Consider the following 16593-nt stretch of genomic DNA (forward strand, 5'->3'; position numbering starts at 1 on the left):
GAGGTCGGTCAGGAGTTTCTGCAGGTCGACCTCGACACCGTCCTGGCGCGCGAGTTCCGCATCGAGCCGCGAGGCGTCGGAAATGTCGCTGATCAGCCGGTCCATGCGCCGCACATCGTGCTGGATCACGTCCATCAGCCGTTTGCGGGACTGCTCGTTGCGGGCCAGCGGCAGGGTTTCGACCGCGCTTCGCAGGGAGGTGAGCGGGTTCTTGAGCTCGTGGCTGACATCGGCGGCAAAACTTTCGATCGCGGCGATGCGGTCATAGAGCGCGTTGGTCATGTCGCGCAGCGCCACCGACAGGTTGCCGATCTCGTCCTGGCGCTCGGAGAAGTCCGGAATTTCCTCGCGCGCATGCACGCCGCGGCGCACCCGCACCGCCGCCGCCGACAGCCGCCTGAGCGGGGTGGCGATGGTGCTGGCGAGCAGCAACGACAAAACGATCGTGACCATGGCGGCGACGCCGAACACCCGGAAGATCGCCATCCGTTCGGCATGGACGATCTTGTCGATGTCGCCGGCCTGGGTGGAGAGCAACAGCACGCCCAGAACCGCGCGGAAGCGCTGCACCGGAACCGCCACGGAGACGATCAGCTCGCCCTTTTCGGTGACCCGCACCACCGCGCCGCGGCCGCCGGTGAGCGCGTTCATCACCTCGGGATAGATCGATCCGTCCGCGCCCGGCGGCTCGCGGTAAAGCGGCAGGTCGCGGCGCTGGAAGAACCGGTTGAACCAGGTTCCGACCGTCTCGGCGATGCCGGTCGCGCCGGCGTCGGCGGGCGGCAGCTCGTAGCGCAGCACCTGGCCGCTCGAATAGAGATAGCGCGAATCGAGAATCAGGCTGGCATCGCCGTCATAGATGCGCGCCCGCGTCCGGGTCGGCGAGATCAGCCGCCGCAGCACCGGGGCGACACGCTCGGGATTGATCGGAAAATCGAGGTTCTCGTTGGAACTGGTCGGCGAAATGCTCTGCCCGGCCTGCAGTTCGAGCAGTTTCTCGGGATCGATGGTGATCGAGTTGGTATCGACCGAGGCCGAGGCCGCAACCGCGCCGGCGATGATCTCGCCCTGGGTCAGAAGGCTTTCGACGCGGGCGTCGATCAGGCCTTCGCGGAACTGGTTGAGATACATGATCCCCGAGACCAGGACGATCAGCGCCGCCAGGTTGAGAAACAGGATGCGCCGGGTCAGGCTCGAAAAGATCAGATGGCCGAAGATCCGGCGCACCAGCGTCACCGGATGAATCCAGCCTCTGGCCCGGCGCGAAACGGGTGCGGGCTCGTCCCGCCCCGTCTCATCGATGTCCTCAGCGCTCATGTCGCTATCGCCACCTCAACCCCGAAGCAGGGCGGACACGCAGGGTCATGCCATTTCCCTGAACCGGTAACCCACTCCGTATAGCGTTTCGATCATGTCGAAATCGTCGTCCACCATCTTGAACTTCTTGCGCAGCCGCTTGATGTGGCTGTCGATGGTGCGGTCGTCGACATAGACCTGTTCGTCATAGGCGGCATCCATCAGCGCGTCGCGGCTTTTGACCACGCCGGGCCGCTGCGCCAGCGACTGCAGGATCAGGAATTCGGTCACGGTCAAGGTCACCGGCTCGTTCTTCCAGGTGCAGGTGTGGCGCTCCTGGTCCATCACCAGATTGCCGCGTTCGAGCGACTTGGTGGGCGCGGCGGTCGCGCGTCCGGGCGATGCGGCCGCCTCGCGGTTGGCGGCACGGCGCAGCACCGCCTTGACCCGCTCGACCAGCAGCCGTTGCGAGAACGGCTTGGTGATGAAATCGTCGGCACCCATCTTCAGGCCGAACAGCTCATCGATCTCCTCGTCCTTCGACGTCAGGAAGATCACCGGAATGTCGGATTTCTGGCGCAGCCGGCGCAACAGCTCCATGCCGTCCATGCGCGGCATCTTGATGTCGAAAATGGCAAGTTGCGGCGGACGTGCCAGCAAACCATCCAGGGCGGAGGCGCCATCGGTGTAGGTCTCAACACGATACCCTTCGGCTTCGAGTGCGATCGAAACCGAGGTAAGGATGTTGCGGTCGTCGTCGACGAGCGCGATTGTCTGCATGTCTGTCGTCTCCATCATGGCCTTCAAGCACCTCTCGGAAGTGCCCCCACTTCTCCCGGCGCGATCGCACAGTCGCGCCATCGCCGGGTCCCACCGCCACGTCCATGGGGATAAAGTGAGAACAAAATGTGGCACAGATCGCGGCCTGTGTCATTCCCCCCGTGGCGGGGGCGGCAAAGTGCAGCCGCCAGTTGAACCGATTGAATGGGGCGTCCCATTCTTTAAATCGATTATTTATTTGATTTCATTAATTTATCGACGAATGGCTTGTTGTTTTTTGATGGGCACGCCCCTATGGTCCGGGTCTATTGATCCGGCATGCCTCACAGGAAAAGGAATCCGAAATGAGCAAGGATTTGGGAGTATTCAATCCTTCGTCCGCCATCGGCCAGAGCGGCCTCAGCACCAGCGGCGTGGTGCGCTACAACACCTGCGAGGCTGAGCTGGTCGAACTCGCCGTGACGCGCGGCGAAGCCTGCCTGACGGCGCAGGGCGCATTGAGGGCGCTCACCGGACAGCACACCGGCCGCTCCGCCAAGGACAAGTTCATCGTCTGCGACGCGACGACCCAAGACAAGATCTGGTGGGACAACAACAACGCCATGACGCCGGAGGCGTTCGACGTGCTGCATGACGAGGCTTTCGACGTGCTGCATGCCGACATGCTGGCCCACGCCCAGGACAAGGATCTGTTCGTGCAGGACCTGGTCGGCGGCGCCGACCAGCATTATGCGCTCAACGCCCGGATCGTGACGGCCTATGCCTGGCATGCCCTGTTTATCCGCAACATGCTCATCCGCCCGGAGCAGGCGGCGCTCGAAAGCTTCACGCCCGAGTTGACCATTCTCAACCTGCCGTCGTTCCGCGCCGATCCGGCGCGCCACGGCTGCCGCACCGAGACGGTGATCGCCGTCAATTTCGTGAAGGGCCTGGTGCTGATCGGCGGCACCTCCTATGCCGGCGAAATCAAGAAATCGGTGTTCACCGCGCTCAACTACAAGCTCCCGCCCGAAGGCGTGATGCCGATGCACTGCTCGGCCAATGTCGGGACCGAGGACGACACGGCGATCTTTTTCGGCCTGTCGGGCACCGGCAAGACCACGCTGTCGGCCGACCCCAAGCGCACGCTGATCGGCGACGACGAGCATGGCTGGGGCAAGAACGGCGTCTTCAACTTCGAAGGCGGCTGCTACGCCAAGACCATCCGCCTGTCAGCCGAGGCCGAGCCCGAAATCTACGCAACCACCCAGCGTTTCGGCACGGTGCTCGAAAATGTGGTGCTGGACGACCGGCGCAATCCCGATTTCGACGACGGATCGCTCACCGAAAACACCCGCTGCGCCTATCCGCTACATTTCATCCCCAATGCCAGCGCAACAGGGCTCGCGGGCCATCCGAAAAGCATCATCATGCTGACGGCGGACGCGTTCGGGGTGATGCCGCCGATCGCCAAGCTGTCGCCGGAACAGGCGATGTACCACTTCCTGTCGGGCTACACCGCCAAGGTGGCCGGAACCGAGAAGGGCGTCACCGAACCCGAAGCCACATTCTCCACCTGCTTCGGTGCACCGTTCATGCCGCGCCATCCGTCGGAATATGGCGACCTGCTGCGCAAGCTCATCCACGACCACCAGGTCAATTGCTGGCTCGTCAACACCGGCTGGACCGGCGGTGCCTATGGCCAGGGCAGGCGCATGCCGATCAAGGTGACCCGCACGCTTCTGTCGGCCGCCCTCGACGGCTCGCTCCAGAACGTGGATTTCCGCGCCGACCCGAATTTCGGCTTTGCCGTTCCGGTATCGGTCGAAGGCATCGACGACGCCATTCTCGATCCGCGGTCGACCTGGACGGACGCGGCCGCCTATGACGCCTCGGCCACCCATCTGGTCAGCATGTTCATCGAGAATTTCGCCAAGTTCGAGGCACATGTCGATGCGGCGGTGCTGGAAGCCGCGCCCGGACTCAAGACCGCAGCCGCCTGACGCGATCGCCCTCAGGCACGCATTCTCCGACCGGCCCCGTTGACCCGACGGGGCCGGTCGCGCATTTTCTGCCGGTCACACCGCATGCAGGAGATGAGCGCCATGGCAGAGGCCGCCAAGACTGTCCCGCTTTCGCTGGCGCGCAAGTCCGAGACGGAAATGCTCGCCGAGGCCCGGCGGTTTTTCGCGCTGATGCAGGCGCGCCGCACGGTGCGGGATTTCTCCCCCGACCCGGTCGACCCCGAACTCATCCGTCTGGCGGTCCGCACTGCGGGTACGGCGCCGTCGGGCGCCAACCAGCAGCCCTGGAGCTTCGTCGCCATCGACGACCCCGACACCAAGCGGGCGATCCGGCTTGCCGCGGAGGAAGAGGAGCGCACCTTTTACGGCGGCCGCGCCGGCGCGGAGTGGCTCGGGGCGCTCAGTCCTCTCGGGACGGACTGGCAGAAGCCGTTCCTGGAAACCGCACCCTGGTTGATCGCCGTCTTTGCACAGCGCTGGGGCACCGATGCAGAGGGCCGCAAGATCAAGCATTACTATGTCCCGGAATCGGTCTCCATCGCCATCGGGCTTATGATCGCGAGCCTGCATGCGGCGGGACTGGCCACGCTCACGCATACGCCCTCGCCGATGGGCTTTCTCAACCGGATCTGCGCACGGCCGGACAATGAGCGGCCGCTTCTGTTGCTGGTGGCCGGCCATCCGGCCGCCGATGCGACCGTGCCTGCGATCAGCCGCAAGAGCGAGGACGAGATCCTGGTCTGGAAGAGGGCACCATGAGCGCGCTGCCGCTTTACGCCGCCCGCGGCATCGTCATTGCCGGCTGGGAGCTGGACGAGAGCTTCATCCGCGCCTCCGGGCCGGGCGGACAGAACGTCAACAAGGTCGCGACCGCCGTGCAGCTCCGGTTCGACATCCGCAATTCGCCGTCGCTGCCCGAACGGGTCAAGACCAATGCCCTCCGCCTTGGCGGCAGCCGCGTCTCCAAGGAGGGGGTCCTTATCCTCGAGGCCAACCGCTTCCGCACCCAGGAGCGCAACCGCGTCGATGCGCGGGAACGGCTGGTCGAGCTGATCGACCGCGCCTCGGAACCGCCACCGCCACCGCGGCGCAAGACCAAGCCGACACGCGGATCGATCGAGCGCCGGCTGGCGGCCAAATCCGGCCGCGCCATCATCAAGAAGGCGCGCGGCAAGGTGACCGATGAGTAATTCCCGACACGGCGCGTATTGGCAGACCCCGTCACGGCGTGCTTAAGTCCGCTCAGTTCACGCGAGGAGGCGACTGCATATGGGAATCTTCGACTTCATCAAATCGGCCGGAAAGAAGCTCGGGCTCGGCGGCGACGACGACGCGCCGGATGCGGACTCGGTCAAGAAGGAACTGGACAGCTTCAAGCTCGGCACCGACAAGGTCGACGTCAAGGTGGACGGTGACAAGGTGGTGCTCTCGGGCGTGGTCGAGGATCAGTCGATCTTCGAAAAGGCCATCGTCGCGGTCGGCAACACGCTCGGGATCTCCAAGGTGGAAGCGGCCGATCTCAAGGTGGTGGTGCCCGAGTCCGGGCTTTCCCTTGGCACGACCGACATGACCGAACTGGTCAAGGCCTCCACGCCGGCCAAGGCGCCGCGGTTTCACACCGTCAAGAAGGGCGACAATCTGTGGAAGGTCGCCGAGGCCGCCTATGGCAAGGGCAAGGGCGCGAAATACACGGTGATCTTCGAGGCCAACAAGCCGATGCTGTCGGACCCCGACAAGATCTATCCGGGCCAGGTGCTCCGGATCCCGGATCTCGAAACCGCCTGAGACCCCGTTCCCGAAAGCCAGCCGATGCTCGTCCTGCCCAAGGGGCTGCGCCATATCCCCGGCCATCTCGACCGGGCAGCACAGGAGCGGCTGGTCGACGCCATCCGCGGCGTGGTGGCGCAGGCGCCGTTCTACCGCCCGGAAATGCCGCGCACCGGCAAGCCGCTGAGCGTGCGCATGACCAATTGCGGGGAACTCGGCTGGGTGACGGACCGGGCCGGCTACCGCTATCAGCCGCACCATCCGGTGACGGGCGAGCCCTGGCCGCCGATCCCCGACATGCTGATGGATCTGTGGCGGGAATTCTGCCCGGAGGCGAGGCCGCCGCAGGCCTGCCTCGTCAATTTCTACGATGTTACGGCCAAGATGGGGCTGCACCAGGACCGCGACGAGCAGGATCTGACCGCACCGGTGCTGTCGGTGTCGCTGGGGGACGCCTGCCTGTTCCGCATCGGCGGCACCGAGCGCGGTCAGCCGACCCGCTCGTTCCGGCTCGAAAGCGGCGATATCGTCGTGCTTGGCGGGCCGAGCCGGCTTCTCTTTCACGGCGTCGACCGGATCTATCCGACCACCTCGGCCCTGCTCCGAGATGGCGGCCGCATCAACCTCACCCTCAGGCGCGTGACCGCCTGAGCCGGTTACCCGGAATCACGCGGCGGCGTCCTGCCATGGCACCATACCCCGAGTCTGCGCTCAGAGCTTGCGCAGCGCCACCTGTTCGATGAGGTGATTGGGCCCCTTGCGCAGGATCAGGTCCGCGCGCGGCCGCGTGGGCAGGATGTTCTGCTTGAGGTTCTTCAAGTTGATCGTCTCCCACAGGTTCTCGGCGATCGCGAGCGCCGCGGTCTCGTTGATCGCGGCATAGCGGTGGAAGAAGGACTCGGGCTTCTGGAAGGCGGTCTGCCTGAGATTCATGAAGCGGTCGACATACCATTTGTGGATGTCGGCTTCGTCGGCGTCGATATAGATCGAGAAATCGAAGAAGTCGGAGACGAAGGGGACGATCTTGCCGTCTTCGGGCAGGTCGCGCACCTGTAGCACGTTGATGCCTTCGAAGATCAGGATGTCGGGCCGGTCGATATAGATATATTCGCCAGGCAGCACGTCATAGGTCAGGTGCGAATAGCACGGCGCGCGCACATTGGGCTGGCCGGCCTTGATGTCCGAGAGGAAACGCAGCACCGAGGCGACATCGTAGCTTTCGGGGAAGCCCTTGCGGTCCATCAGGTTTTCGCGCCTGAGCACCTCGTTGGGATAGAGAAAGCCGTCGGTGGTGATCAGGTCCACCTTCGGGCTCGAAGGCCAGCGCTTGAGCAGCTCGGTCAGCACGCGCGCGGTGGTCGACTTGCCGACCGCAACCGAGCCGGCAATGCCGATGATGAAGGGGGTCTTGGCCACATTCGACAGGCTCAGGAACTGCTTGCGCTGCTTGAACAGCAGCTGCGAGGACTCGACATGGGAGGACAAGAGCCGCGACAGCGAGAGATAGATCCGGCGGATTTCGTCGAGATCGACCGGGTCGTTGAGCGAACGCAGCCGCCGGACCTCGTCCTCGGTCAGCGTCAGCGGCGTGTCGGCGCGGAACGCCGCCCATTGCTCGGCGGTGAAGAACCGGAAGGGGGAAAAGTCGTCGCCGGTAAAATGGTCCGGCACGCGGGGCTGGGTCTCGGTCTGGTCCATGGCTACTCCGCCTTGCGCCCGGCCTTCTCGGCAAGGCCCGACTGCGCGGTCCGGCCCTCCAGGACGTCCATCACCTCGGACAGGGGGACATCGGCGATCTTCAGCACCACCATCAGGTGATAGAGCAGATCGGCGGTTTCGCCGACCAGCTCGGCGCGCGACTGGGAGGTGGCGGCAATCACCGTTTCGACCGCCTCCTCGCCGAGCTTCTTGGCGGCCTTCGGCATGCCGGCCTGGACCAGTTTCGCGGTCCAGGAGCCTTGAGGATCGGCCGAGGCACGGCTGGCGACGATCCGCTCGAGATCGGCGAGGGTGAAGCGTGTCATGGCGTTGGCATCTCCCAAAAGTCGGTCCCCGGCACGGCTTCGTCAGGCCATCCGCATCTGAAGCCCGGCATCGGCCATATACTGCTTGGCTTCCAGGATCGTATAGGTTCCAAAGTGGAAAATCGAGGCCGCGAGAACGGCCGTGGCATGGCCGTCGCGGATGCCTTCGACCAGGTGGTCGAGCGTGCCGACGCCGCCCGAGGCGATCACCGGCACGCGCACCGCGTCGGCGATCGCGCGTGTGAGCGCGATGTCATAGCCCGCCTTGGTGCCATCCCGGTCCATCGAGGTAAGCAGGATTTCGCCGGCGCCGAGATCGACCACCTTCTGCGCAAACCCGATCGCCTCGATGCCGGTCGGCGTGCGGCCGCCATGGGTGAAGATCTCCCAGCGGTCGGCCTCGCCCGGGCCCGACACCTTCTTGGCGTCGATCGCCACGACGATGCACTGGTTGCCGAACTTGTCGGCGGCCTCGGCCACGAATTCCGGTGTCTTCACTGCCGCCGTGTTGATCGAGACCTTGTCGGCGCCCGCCAGCAAAAGCTTGCGGATGTCGCCGACCGCGCGCACCCCGCCGCCGACCGTCAGCGGCATGAAGCAATGCTCGGCGGTCTGCGCCACCACGTCATAAATGGTCTCGCGGTTGTCCGACGACGCGGTGATGTCGAGAAAGCAGAGCTCGTCGGCCCCGGCCGCATCATAGGCCTTCGCCGCCTCCACCGGGTCGCCGGCGTCGATCAGGTCGACAAAATTGACGCCCTTGACGACACGTCCGTCCTTGACGTCGAGACAGGGGATGACGCGGGATTTCAGGGTCATTAATGTTGCATCTTCAGGTAGCAGGAGGCCCGCGGGATGGACCATGACAATGGGAGCTTCATTTTTTACGCCGATGAGAGCGGTGACCACTCCCTTACCTCTGTCGACATCAAATATCCAGTTTTTGCACTGGCTTTATGCGGCTTCAAAAAGGAAACCTATTGTTCCCGCGTGGTCCCGAATTTCCAGAGATTCAAATTCCGGTATTTTGGCCACGACTCGATTGTGCTCCACGAACACGAGATCCGGAAACAGAAAGGTGATTTTGCAATCCTGATCGATCAAGTGCGGAGAGAAAACTTCCTCGCGGATCTCAACACCTGTCTGGAGACGAGCCCCTTCACGATCTTCGCGACCGTCATTCACAAACAGGAATTGAAAACGGATTTCTTTCCGGAAAACCCCTACTCCATATGCCTGAGAATAGCTCTGCAGCACGTCTATCTGTTTCTGAAGCGAAGACGGCAGTCCGAGAAGAGAACCTATTTCATATTTGAAAAGCGAGGGGCGGCCGAAGATAGAGCGCTCGAACTTGAATTTCGCCGCATCGTGGCCGGGGAAAACGAACTCCGAGAGCCGTTCTCAAGCTTCTTCATTCGCCTTGCGGACAAGAAGACAAATTCCACGGGCATGCAGATCGCCGATCTTACCGCTCGTCCTTTGGGATTGAGGGTTTTTCGACCGGACCAGGCCAACCGCGCCTATGCCAAGATCCAGCGCAAGATTTACGGTTCCAACCGGTTCTCACGGCCCAGCAGGGGAATCTACAATCCCAAATAAGCGAAAGGCCTCGGACTACTCCGAGGCCAGACGCCGACCGGGAACCCCCAATCCATTTGGGTGGAATATAGTCGATGACTGCGGAAATGTCAATATAAGTCAATTGTTTAGCCACGTGGCTCTAACTGACTCATTTGATTCGGCAATTCAGGCCCAATTGATCCAGCCACCTATTTCAGAATTGCCAGCGCCTCGGCGGGGTCGATGCGGCCGTCATAGAGGGCGCGGCCGGAGATCGCGCCTTCGAGGCGGGCGGCGTCGGGCATCTTCAGGCGCACGATATCGGCGATCGAGGCGAGGCCACCCGAGGCGATCACCGGAATCGACACCGCATCGGCGAGTTCGATGGTCGATTCCCAGTTGATGCCGGTCAGCACGCCGTCGCGGTCGATATCGGTATAGACGATCGCGGCCACGCCAGCGCCCTCGAAACGGCGGGCGAGCTCGATGACGCCGAGTTCGGAGGCCTCGGCCCAGCCCTCGACGGCAACCTTGCCGCCCTTGGCGTCGATGCCGACGGCGACGCGGCCCGGGAACAACCGGCAGGCCTCGCGCACCAAATCGGGATCGCGCACCGCAACCGTGCCGAGGATCACGCGGGCGAGCCCCTTGTCGAGCCAGTTTTCGATATGGGCGAGCGATCGGATGCCGCCGCCGAGCTGCACCGGGTTGGTCGTGGCCTTGAGAATGGCCTCGACCGCGGCGCCGTTGACCGACTGGCCTTCGAAGGCGCCGTTCAGATCCACCACATGCAGCCATTCGAAGCCTTGCGCCTCGAAGGCGCGGGCCTGGGCCGCCGGGTCCTCGTTGTAGACGGTGGCCGTGTCCATCTCGCCGAGCTTGAGCCGGACGCACTGGCCGTCCTTGAGGTCGATTGCGGGAAACAGGATCATGTTACGGCTTCCATCCGAGGAAATTGGCGATCAGGGCCAGACCCAACGTCTGGCTCTTTTCCGGGTGGAACTGGGTGCCGGCCCGGTTTTCATGGACAACGGCGGCCGTCACGGTCCCGCCGTAATCGGTGGTCGCGAGCACGTCGCCAGGATTGTTAGCCGCCAAATGATAGGAATGGACAAAATAGGCATGCAGACCATCGGGGCCCGTCGGAATGCCCTCGAACAGCGGATGTGGTCGCTTGAGATCGAGCGTGTTCCAGGCGATCTGGGGGATTTTCAAAGCCGGATTCGAGGGCTGGATTTCGGCGACATCGCCGGAGATCCAGTCAAAGCCCCGGCTCACGGTCTTCTCGAGCCCGCGGCTCGACATCAGCTGCATGCCGACGCAGATGCCGAGAAAGGGTCGCGCCTTGTCCTCGACCGCGTGGCGCAGCGCCTGGTGCATGCCGTCGATGGCATCGAGGCCCGCGCGGCAATCGGCATAGGCGCCCACGCCCGGCAGCACGATCCGGTCGGCCGCCGCCACCCGGTCGGCATCGGCGCTGAGCGCAATGTCGGCGGCCACGCCCGATTCGCGCGCCGCGCGCTCGAAGGCCTTGAGCGCGGAGCGAAGATTGCCCGATCCGTAATCGACAATGACGACCTGCATGGTGTTTTACGTCCTTTCGACCGGCACGAGCCCGATGGAGCCGGAATGCGCATCCGCCATGCGATCCGTCGCCTGCGGGAATTTCGGGGCGCGGCCGAGGGAAGGGGCCGGCGATGCGGCGGCGGCGACCCGTGCGGCGTGGATCTCGAATGCGGTCATCGGATCCTCGGCTTCCGCCAGATCCACCAGCCGCCATCCGCGACATTCGAGTGCGGCCGCGCGCCAGTTCCGGCCTTCAAGCCCCGCAAGCACCCTGATCGCCAGAAGGACGGCGAGCGCCAGGGCGGGTTGGGCATAGCTGCCGGCCAGCGCAAACGCACTGAGCGTCAGCAGTGCGGCGACCAGCGCCGCGAGCCAGAGCCGGTTGACGGCGAGCCAGATCACCGGCGCGACGAAGGCCAACCACGCAAACCCGTCCTCCAGCACCACCGCGCGATCGTCAGGGATTTGCGACCCGGGGCTGGCCAGTACCAGATATGCGCTCATCAGCTTTCTCCGTTCGGTCAGAACCCGCGTGGCAGGTCAGGCGAGCGATCCCTTGGTCGAGGGAATCCGGTCCTTCTGGCGCGGATCGACCTCGCAGGCGGTGCGCAGCACCCGCGCCACGGCCTTGAAACAGGTCTCGGCAATGTGGTGGCTGTTGGCGCCGTAGAGATTGGCGACATGCAGCGTGATGCCGCCATGCTGGGACAGCGCCTGGAAGAATTCGCGCACCAGCTCGGTGTCGAAGGAGCCGATCTTCGGCGCGGTAAAGGTGACGTCCCAGACCAGGAACGGCCGGCCGGAGATGTCGATCGCCGCGCGCGTCAGCGTCTCGTCCATGGCGAGATCGAGTGAGGCATATCTGTTTATGCCTTTGCGGTCGCCAAGCGCCTTGGCAAGCGCCTGGCCGATGGCAATGCCCGTGTCCTCGACGGTGTGGTGGTCGTCGATATGCAGATCGCCCTTGGCCTTGATGTCCATGTCGATCAGCGAATGCCGGCTAAGCTGCTCGAGCATGTGATCGAAAAAGCCGATGCCGGTGGAAATCGAGCCCGTGCCGGTGCCATCGACCGACAGCGACACGGAAATATCGGTTTCGTTGGTCTTGCGGGCGACCGAAGCGGCGCGCGAGGATTGGGTCTGTGGCATCCGGGCTCTCCAGGCAAGGCTCTGGCGGGCTCATTACCAGTCCGCTGGGCAAATATCCAGACGGCTGTGCTGCATTGCGGCGATGGGTCCGGCGGCCCGGTTTGCAATCGCGCCGGGGGCGCTTACATATGGCCAGACGCGAACAGACATGCGGTGCCGGCCTCGGCCCGCTGGAAGGAAAGGAAGCCCGATGGGCGAGCACAATCCCTTTGGACCCATGCATGCGACCACGATCATCACCGTGCGCAAGGGCAATCAGGTGGTCATGGCCGGCGACGGCCAGGTCAGCCTCGGCCAGACGGTGATGAAGGGCAATGCGCGCAAGGTCCGCCGCATCGGCAAGGACAACCGCGTGATCGCGGGCTTTGCCGGCGCCACCGCCGACGCCTTCACCCTGCTCGAGCGGCTCGAAGCCAAGCTCGAGCAATATCCCGACCAGCTCACGCGCGCCGCCGTGGAGCTTGCCAAGGACTGGCGCACCGACCGGTATCTGCGACGGCTCGAGGCGATGATGCTGGTGGCCGACAAGACCGTGACGCTGGCCGTGACCGGGACCGGCGACGTGCTCGAACCCGAGCACGGCACCATGGCGATCGGCTCGGGCGGCAATTACGCCTATGCCGCCGCGCGGGCGTTGATGGACTCGGACAAGACGGCCGAGGAGATCGCGCGCCGGGCGATGGAGATCGCCGGCGACATCTGCGTCTACACCAACACCAATATCGTCATCGAAACCCTTGATCTCGGCTGACGCGGTCACCGGACCCGCAGTCCGGCAGATTTCGCGCCGCGCAGAGCGACCCGTCCAGAGCAGGATGCCCATATGATCGATGACGAGACGCTCGCCCGCGCGGTGCGCCAGGGGATCCTCGAACCGGGACAGCGCGATGCGCTGATCGCGCTTGCCCGCGGCGGGGCGGGGTCCGGTCCGTTGCCTGAGGACGAGTCCCCGTCGCTGTCGGTCGACGACCAGATGCGGCTGGTGGGCGGAGGCAACGACATTTTCGTCACCGTCGGCATCGTGCTTCTGTTTTCCGGTGCCCTGTTCGCGCTGCGCGCGGTGTTTCCGCCCGACAGCCTGGCGATCGCACCGGTGCTGGCGCTCGCAAGCTGGATCGTCGCCGAAATCGTCACCCGGCAGAAGCGCATGCGGCTGTCGAGCACGCTGCTGGCGCTGGCCTTCAGCGGCGCGGTTCTGTCGATGCTGGTCACGTTCATCGCCCGGTCATTCGAGCTGCCGCAAACGCTCAATGCGTTTTCGCTGCTGGCGCTCAGGGCGCAGGCCTGGCCGATCGGGCTCACGCTCGGCGGCGGCATGATCGCGGCCGCGGCGCTCTATTTCCTGCGTTTCAAGGTTCCGGTGCTCGCGGCGGTGGCGGCGATCGCGGCCACCGGTCTGGCATTTCTGGGCGCGGTGGTGCTCTATCACGACCGGCTGGTCAGCGGGGCGACCGCAGCGCCGGCGCCGGAGCAGCTCGCCGAGGTGCTGTCGAACGCGCTGGCGGTCCCGCTCGTCTGCGGGCTCGCCATCTTCGCCGTGGCGGTGATGCTCGACCTGCGCGACCGCGAACGCCAGACGGTGTGGTCGGACTGCGCCTTCTGGCTGCACGTGGTCTCGGCGCCGTTGCTGGTGCATCCGCTGTTCATCCTCGCGACCGGCCAGGAGGTGCTCTCGGGCCGGATCGAGCCGGGCGTGACCGCGGGCGTGCTGCTTGCCCTGATGATGGTGATGTTCGTGCTGGTGGCGCTGGCGATCGACCGGCGCTCGCTGCTGGCGCCGACGCTCGCCTATTTCGGATCGGTGGGCATCTATTACCTCGTCAACGGGGCCGCCAACTCCACCGGAATCCCGCCTTTCGCCCTGATCCTGATCGTGGTCGGCGCCGTGGTGATCCTGTTCGGCGCGGGCTGGCAACGCATCCGGCGCTTGATTATACGGCCGATTCTCCCCACATCGGTGCTGAACCGGCTTCCCCCGATAAAGGCATGATCCCCCTATGAGCACTTTCTCTCCCCGCGAAACCGTCACCGAGCTCGACCGCTTCATCATCGGCCAGAAGGACGCCAAGCGCGCGGTCGCGATCGCGCTTCGCAATCGCTGGCGGCGCCAGCAGCTCGAAGGCCTGCTGCGCGAAGAAGTGATGCCCAAGAACATCCTGATGATCGGCCCGACCGGCGTGGGCAAGACCGAAATCTCGCGCAGGCTCGCGCGGCTGGCGGGCGCGCCTTTCGTCAAGGTCGAGGCGACCAAGTTCACCGAGGTCGGCTATGTCGGCCGGGACGTCGAGCAGATCATCCGCGACCTCGTCGAAGTGGGCATCGGGCTGGTGCGCGAGCGCAAGCGCGCCGAAGTCGAGGCCAAGGCACGGCTCAATGCCGAGGAACGCGTGCTCGACGCGCTGGTGGGCCATACCGCTTCGCCGGGCACCCGTGATTCCTTCCGCAAGAAGCTGCGCGACGGCCAGCTCGACGACAAGGAGATCGAAATCGAGGTGGCCGACACCGCCTCCGGCATGCCGCAGTTCGAGCTGCCGGGCATGGCCGGCGCCAATGTCGGCGTGCTTAATCTCGGCGACCTGTTCGGCAAGGCGATGGGCGGGCGCACGCGCAAGATCAAAACGACGGTGCGCGACTCCTACGGATCGCTGCTCAACGACGAGTCCGACAAGCTGCTCGACATGGAGCAGATCCAACAGGAAGCGCTCAAATCGGCGCAGGACGACGGCATCGTCTTCATCGACGAGATCGACAAGATCGCCTCCCGCGAAGGCGGCATGGGCGCCGGCGTCTCGCGCGAGGGCGTGCAGCGCGATTTGCTGCCGCTGGTCGAGGGCACCACGGTGGCGACCAAATACGGCCCGGTGAAAACCGATCACATCTTGTTTATCGCCTCCGGCGCCTTCCATGTCTCCAAACCGTCGGACCTGTTGCCGGAACTTCAGGGCCGCCTGCCGATCCGGGTGGAGTTGCGCGCGCTCGACAAGGACGATTTCCGCCGGATCCTGACGGAAACGGAAGCCAGCCTGATCAAGCAATACGTGGCCTTGATGGCGACCGAGAACATCACGCTCGAATTCACCGAGGATGCCATCGACGCGCTGGCGGAGGTGGCGGTGCATCTCAATTCGTCGATCGAAAACATCGGCGCGCGGCGGCTGCAGACCGTGATGGAGCGGGTTCTCGACGAGATTTCTTTCACCGCGCCGGACCGGCCGGGCTCGACAATCACGATCGATTCGGACTATGTCCGGGAGCACGTTGGTGACCTTGCGCAGAATACCGATCTCTCGCGATTCATCCTGTAATCCGCGATGATCCCGGGCGCGAGGCAGGAAATCCCCGCGGCCTGATCGGCAACGAGATCCGGTCATCCGCCGCCCGTTGGAGAACATCATGATCGTTTCCGGCCGCAAGCTCTATGGCGTGATCGCGATCCTTGTCGCGCTGACCATGGGCCTTGCCGGGACGACGCAGGCTTTTTCAGCGGACCTGGTGCCGCCGGGCAACCGCAACGCCAAGCAGCCGGATATCCCCGGCGCGTCGAAACGGCGGACCGCGGCCACCAAATCCAGTTTCGACGCCAAATATGAGCGTATCCGCGACCTGATCGCGGACGATTCCCGGCTCCGGGGCAAGATCGTCAAGGTCTCGCAGCAATATGGCATCGACCCGATCCACATCGTCGGCGCGCTGGTGGGCGAGCACACCTACAATGTCGATGCCTATGACCGGCTGCAGACCTATTACATCAAGGCCGTCTCCTATGCCGGCGAGCGCTTCCGGTTCGATTACAACGGCGAATCGGTGGTGGATTTCGTCAAGCGGCCCGAGTTCTCCGGCTGCGACGAGGAGGCCGGCTCGGCCGCGGTCTGGACCTGCCGCGAGGAGGTCTGGGAGAAGAGCTTTCGCGGCAAGACGATTGCCGGCCATGGCTATCCGGACGACCGGTTCGGTGCGGTGTTCTTCCAGCCTTTCTTTGCCGGCCAGACGTTCGGACTGGGCCAGCTCAACCCGCTGACCGCACTCACCTATACCGACCGTGTCAACAAGGTCTCGCGGCTGAGGAAGCTCAGCGCCGGCAATGCGGCGGAAGTCTACAAGGCGATCATGGATCCCGATTCGACGCTGGCCTACATGGCGGCGGTGATCGTCGAATCCATCGAGGCCTATCGCGACATCGCGGGCTTCGACATCTCGAAAAACCCCGGCCTGACATCGACGCTTTACAATATCGGCAATCCGGTTCGCCGTGCCGAGGCGCTGGCTGCGGAAAACCGCCGGCGCAAGGCCCAGGGCCAGAAGCCGAAACTGCCCTCCGAGAATTATTACGGCTGGCTGGTCAACAGCCACGAGGACGAGCTGCGCGCCATCATCGAGCGCTGAACCCGTTTTCCCAAGTCCATCCGTGGCAGGGACGCGGATCCGTACGGCGGCGTGCGGCGCGGCCG

19 protein-coding genes are annotated in these 16593 nt (G+C 64.4%); 10 read left to right on the forward strand and 9 right to left on the reverse strand.

The window, feature by feature from the left end:
- The coding region (locus AWJ14_RS12165; RefSeq protein ID WP_066179271.1) for a sensor histidine kinase at positions 1-1317 on the reverse strand (1317 nt) is incomplete at its 3' end.
- Positions 1318-1362: 45 nt separating this feature from the next.
- Positions 1363-2076, reverse strand: coding sequence for a response regulator transcription factor (locus AWJ14_RS12170; RefSeq protein WP_066179274.1), 714 nt, complete (start codon positions 2074-2076; stop codon positions 1363-1365).
- A 344-nt stretch (positions 2077-2420) separates the two neighbouring features.
- On the opposite strand from AWJ14_RS12170, the gene AWJ14_RS12175 reads away from it, so the two are divergent.
- The 5 genes from AWJ14_RS12175 to AWJ14_RS12195 all read left to right on the forward strand — a co-directional run bounded on the left by AWJ14_RS12175 (position 2421) and on the right by AWJ14_RS12195 (position 6497).
- Entirely contained in the window at positions 2421-4058 is a 1638-nt protein-coding gene (locus AWJ14_RS12175) for a phosphoenolpyruvate carboxykinase (RefSeq protein WP_066179277.1), read from the forward strand.
- Between the two features lie 102 nt (positions 4059-4160).
- Positions 4161-4838: a nitroreductase family protein gene (locus tag AWJ14_RS12180; RefSeq protein WP_066179282.1), complete on the forward strand. Its 678-nt coding sequence runs from the start codon at positions 4161-4163 to the stop codon at positions 4836-4838.
- Positions 4835-5269: an alternative ribosome rescue aminoacyl-tRNA hydrolase ArfB gene (gene arfB / locus AWJ14_RS12185; protein WP_066179285.1), complete on the forward strand. Its 435-nt coding sequence runs from the start codon at positions 4835-4837 to the stop codon at positions 5267-5269. Before AWJ14_RS12180 ends, arfB begins: the two co-directional genes overlap by 4 nt.
- Before the next feature lie 79 nt (positions 5270-5348).
- Entirely contained in the window at positions 5349-5864 is a 516-nt protein-coding gene (gene lysM, locus AWJ14_RS12190; RefSeq protein WP_066179287.1) for a peptidoglycan-binding protein LysM, read from the forward strand.
- Positions 5865-5888: 24 nt separating this feature from the next.
- A complete protein-coding gene (locus AWJ14_RS12195) occupies positions 5889-6497 on the forward strand; it encodes an alpha-ketoglutarate-dependent dioxygenase AlkB family protein (RefSeq protein WP_066179290.1) in 609 nt (202 codons plus the stop codon).
- 60 nt (positions 6498-6557) lie between these two features.
- Here AWJ14_RS12195 and coaA read toward each other — a convergent pair whose 3' ends face one another.
- The 3 genes from coaA to hisF are packed head-to-tail and all read right to left on the reverse strand — an operon-like array spanning position 6558 to position 8689.
- The gene (coaA, locus tag AWJ14_RS12200; protein ID WP_066179293.1) at positions 6558-7544 is read right to left on the reverse strand and encodes a type I pantothenate kinase; all 987 of its coding nucleotides are present in this window, start codon (positions 7542-7544) and stop codon (positions 6558-6560) included.
- Positions 7545-7546: 2 nt separating this feature from the next.
- Positions 7547-7870, reverse strand: a complete 324-nt coding sequence (locus AWJ14_RS12205; RefSeq protein WP_066179296.1) for a phosphoribosyl-ATP diphosphatase — start codon at positions 7868-7870, stop codon at positions 7547-7549.
- Positions 7871-7912: 42 nt separating this feature from the next.
- A complete protein-coding gene (gene hisF / locus AWJ14_RS12210; protein ID WP_066179299.1) occupies positions 7913-8689 on the reverse strand; it encodes an imidazole glycerol phosphate synthase subunit HisF in 777 nt (258 codons plus the stop codon).
- Between the two features lie 36 nt (positions 8690-8725).
- Between hisF and AWJ14_RS12215 the strand changes: the two genes are divergently transcribed.
- A complete protein-coding gene (locus AWJ14_RS12215; RefSeq protein ID WP_066179301.1) occupies positions 8726-9469 on the forward strand; it encodes a DUF3800 domain-containing protein in 744 nt (247 codons plus the stop codon).
- A gap of 170 nt (positions 9470-9639) precedes the next feature.
- Here AWJ14_RS12215 and hisA read toward each other — a convergent pair whose 3' ends face one another.
- The 4 genes from hisA to hisB are packed head-to-tail and all read right to left on the reverse strand — an operon-like array spanning position 9640 to position 12145.
- The gene (gene hisA / locus AWJ14_RS12220; protein ID WP_066179303.1) at positions 9640-10362 is read right to left on the reverse strand and encodes a 1-(5-phosphoribosyl)-5-[(5-phosphoribosylamino)methylideneamino]imidazole-4-carboxamide isomerase; all 723 of its coding nucleotides are present in this window, start codon (positions 10360-10362) and stop codon (positions 9640-9642) included.
- Between the two features lies 1 nt (position 10363).
- Positions 10364-11014, reverse strand: coding sequence for an imidazole glycerol phosphate synthase subunit HisH (gene hisH, locus AWJ14_RS12225; protein WP_066179306.1), 651 nt, complete (start codon positions 11012-11014; stop codon positions 10364-10366).
- Between the two features lie 6 nt (positions 11015-11020).
- On the reverse strand, positions 11021-11500 hold the full coding sequence (locus tag AWJ14_RS12230; RefSeq protein WP_066179309.1) for a DUF2628 domain-containing protein: 480 nt from the start codon (positions 11498-11500) through the stop codon (positions 11021-11023).
- Between the two features lie 36 nt (positions 11501-11536).
- Positions 11537-12145, reverse strand: a complete 609-nt coding sequence (gene hisB, locus AWJ14_RS12235; RefSeq protein ID WP_066179314.1) for an imidazoleglycerol-phosphate dehydratase HisB — start codon at positions 12143-12145, stop codon at positions 11537-11539.
- Between the two features lie 190 nt (positions 12146-12335).
- On the opposite strand from hisB, the gene hslV reads away from it, so the two are divergent.
- The 4 genes from hslV to AWJ14_RS12255 all read left to right on the forward strand — a co-directional run bounded on the left by hslV (position 12336) and on the right by AWJ14_RS12255 (position 16528).
- Positions 12336-12896, forward strand: coding sequence for an ATP-dependent protease subunit HslV (gene hslV, locus AWJ14_RS12240; protein WP_066179317.1), 561 nt, complete (start codon positions 12336-12338; stop codon positions 12894-12896).
- Between the two features lie 72 nt (positions 12897-12968).
- A complete protein-coding gene (locus tag AWJ14_RS12245) occupies positions 12969-14135 on the forward strand; it encodes a hypothetical protein (RefSeq protein WP_066179320.1) in 1167 nt (388 codons plus the stop codon).
- A gap of 7 nt (positions 14136-14142) precedes the next feature.
- The gene (gene hslU / locus AWJ14_RS12250; RefSeq protein WP_066179325.1) at positions 14143-15450 is read left to right on the forward strand and encodes an ATP-dependent protease ATPase subunit HslU; all 1308 of its coding nucleotides are present in this window, start codon (positions 14143-14145) and stop codon (positions 15448-15450) included.
- A gap of 88 nt (positions 15451-15538) precedes the next feature.
- Positions 15539-16528 (forward strand): DUF1402 family protein, encoded by a 990-nt coding sequence (locus tag AWJ14_RS12255; protein WP_066179328.1) that lies wholly within the window; start codon positions 15539-15541, stop codon positions 16526-16528.
- Positions 16529-16593: the final 65 nt, after the last annotated feature.

It is taken from the genome of Parahoeflea olei (assembly GCF_001703635.1).
Classification (GTDB): domain Bacteria; phylum Pseudomonadota; class Alphaproteobacteria; order Rhizobiales; family Rhizobiaceae; genus Hoeflea; species Hoeflea olei.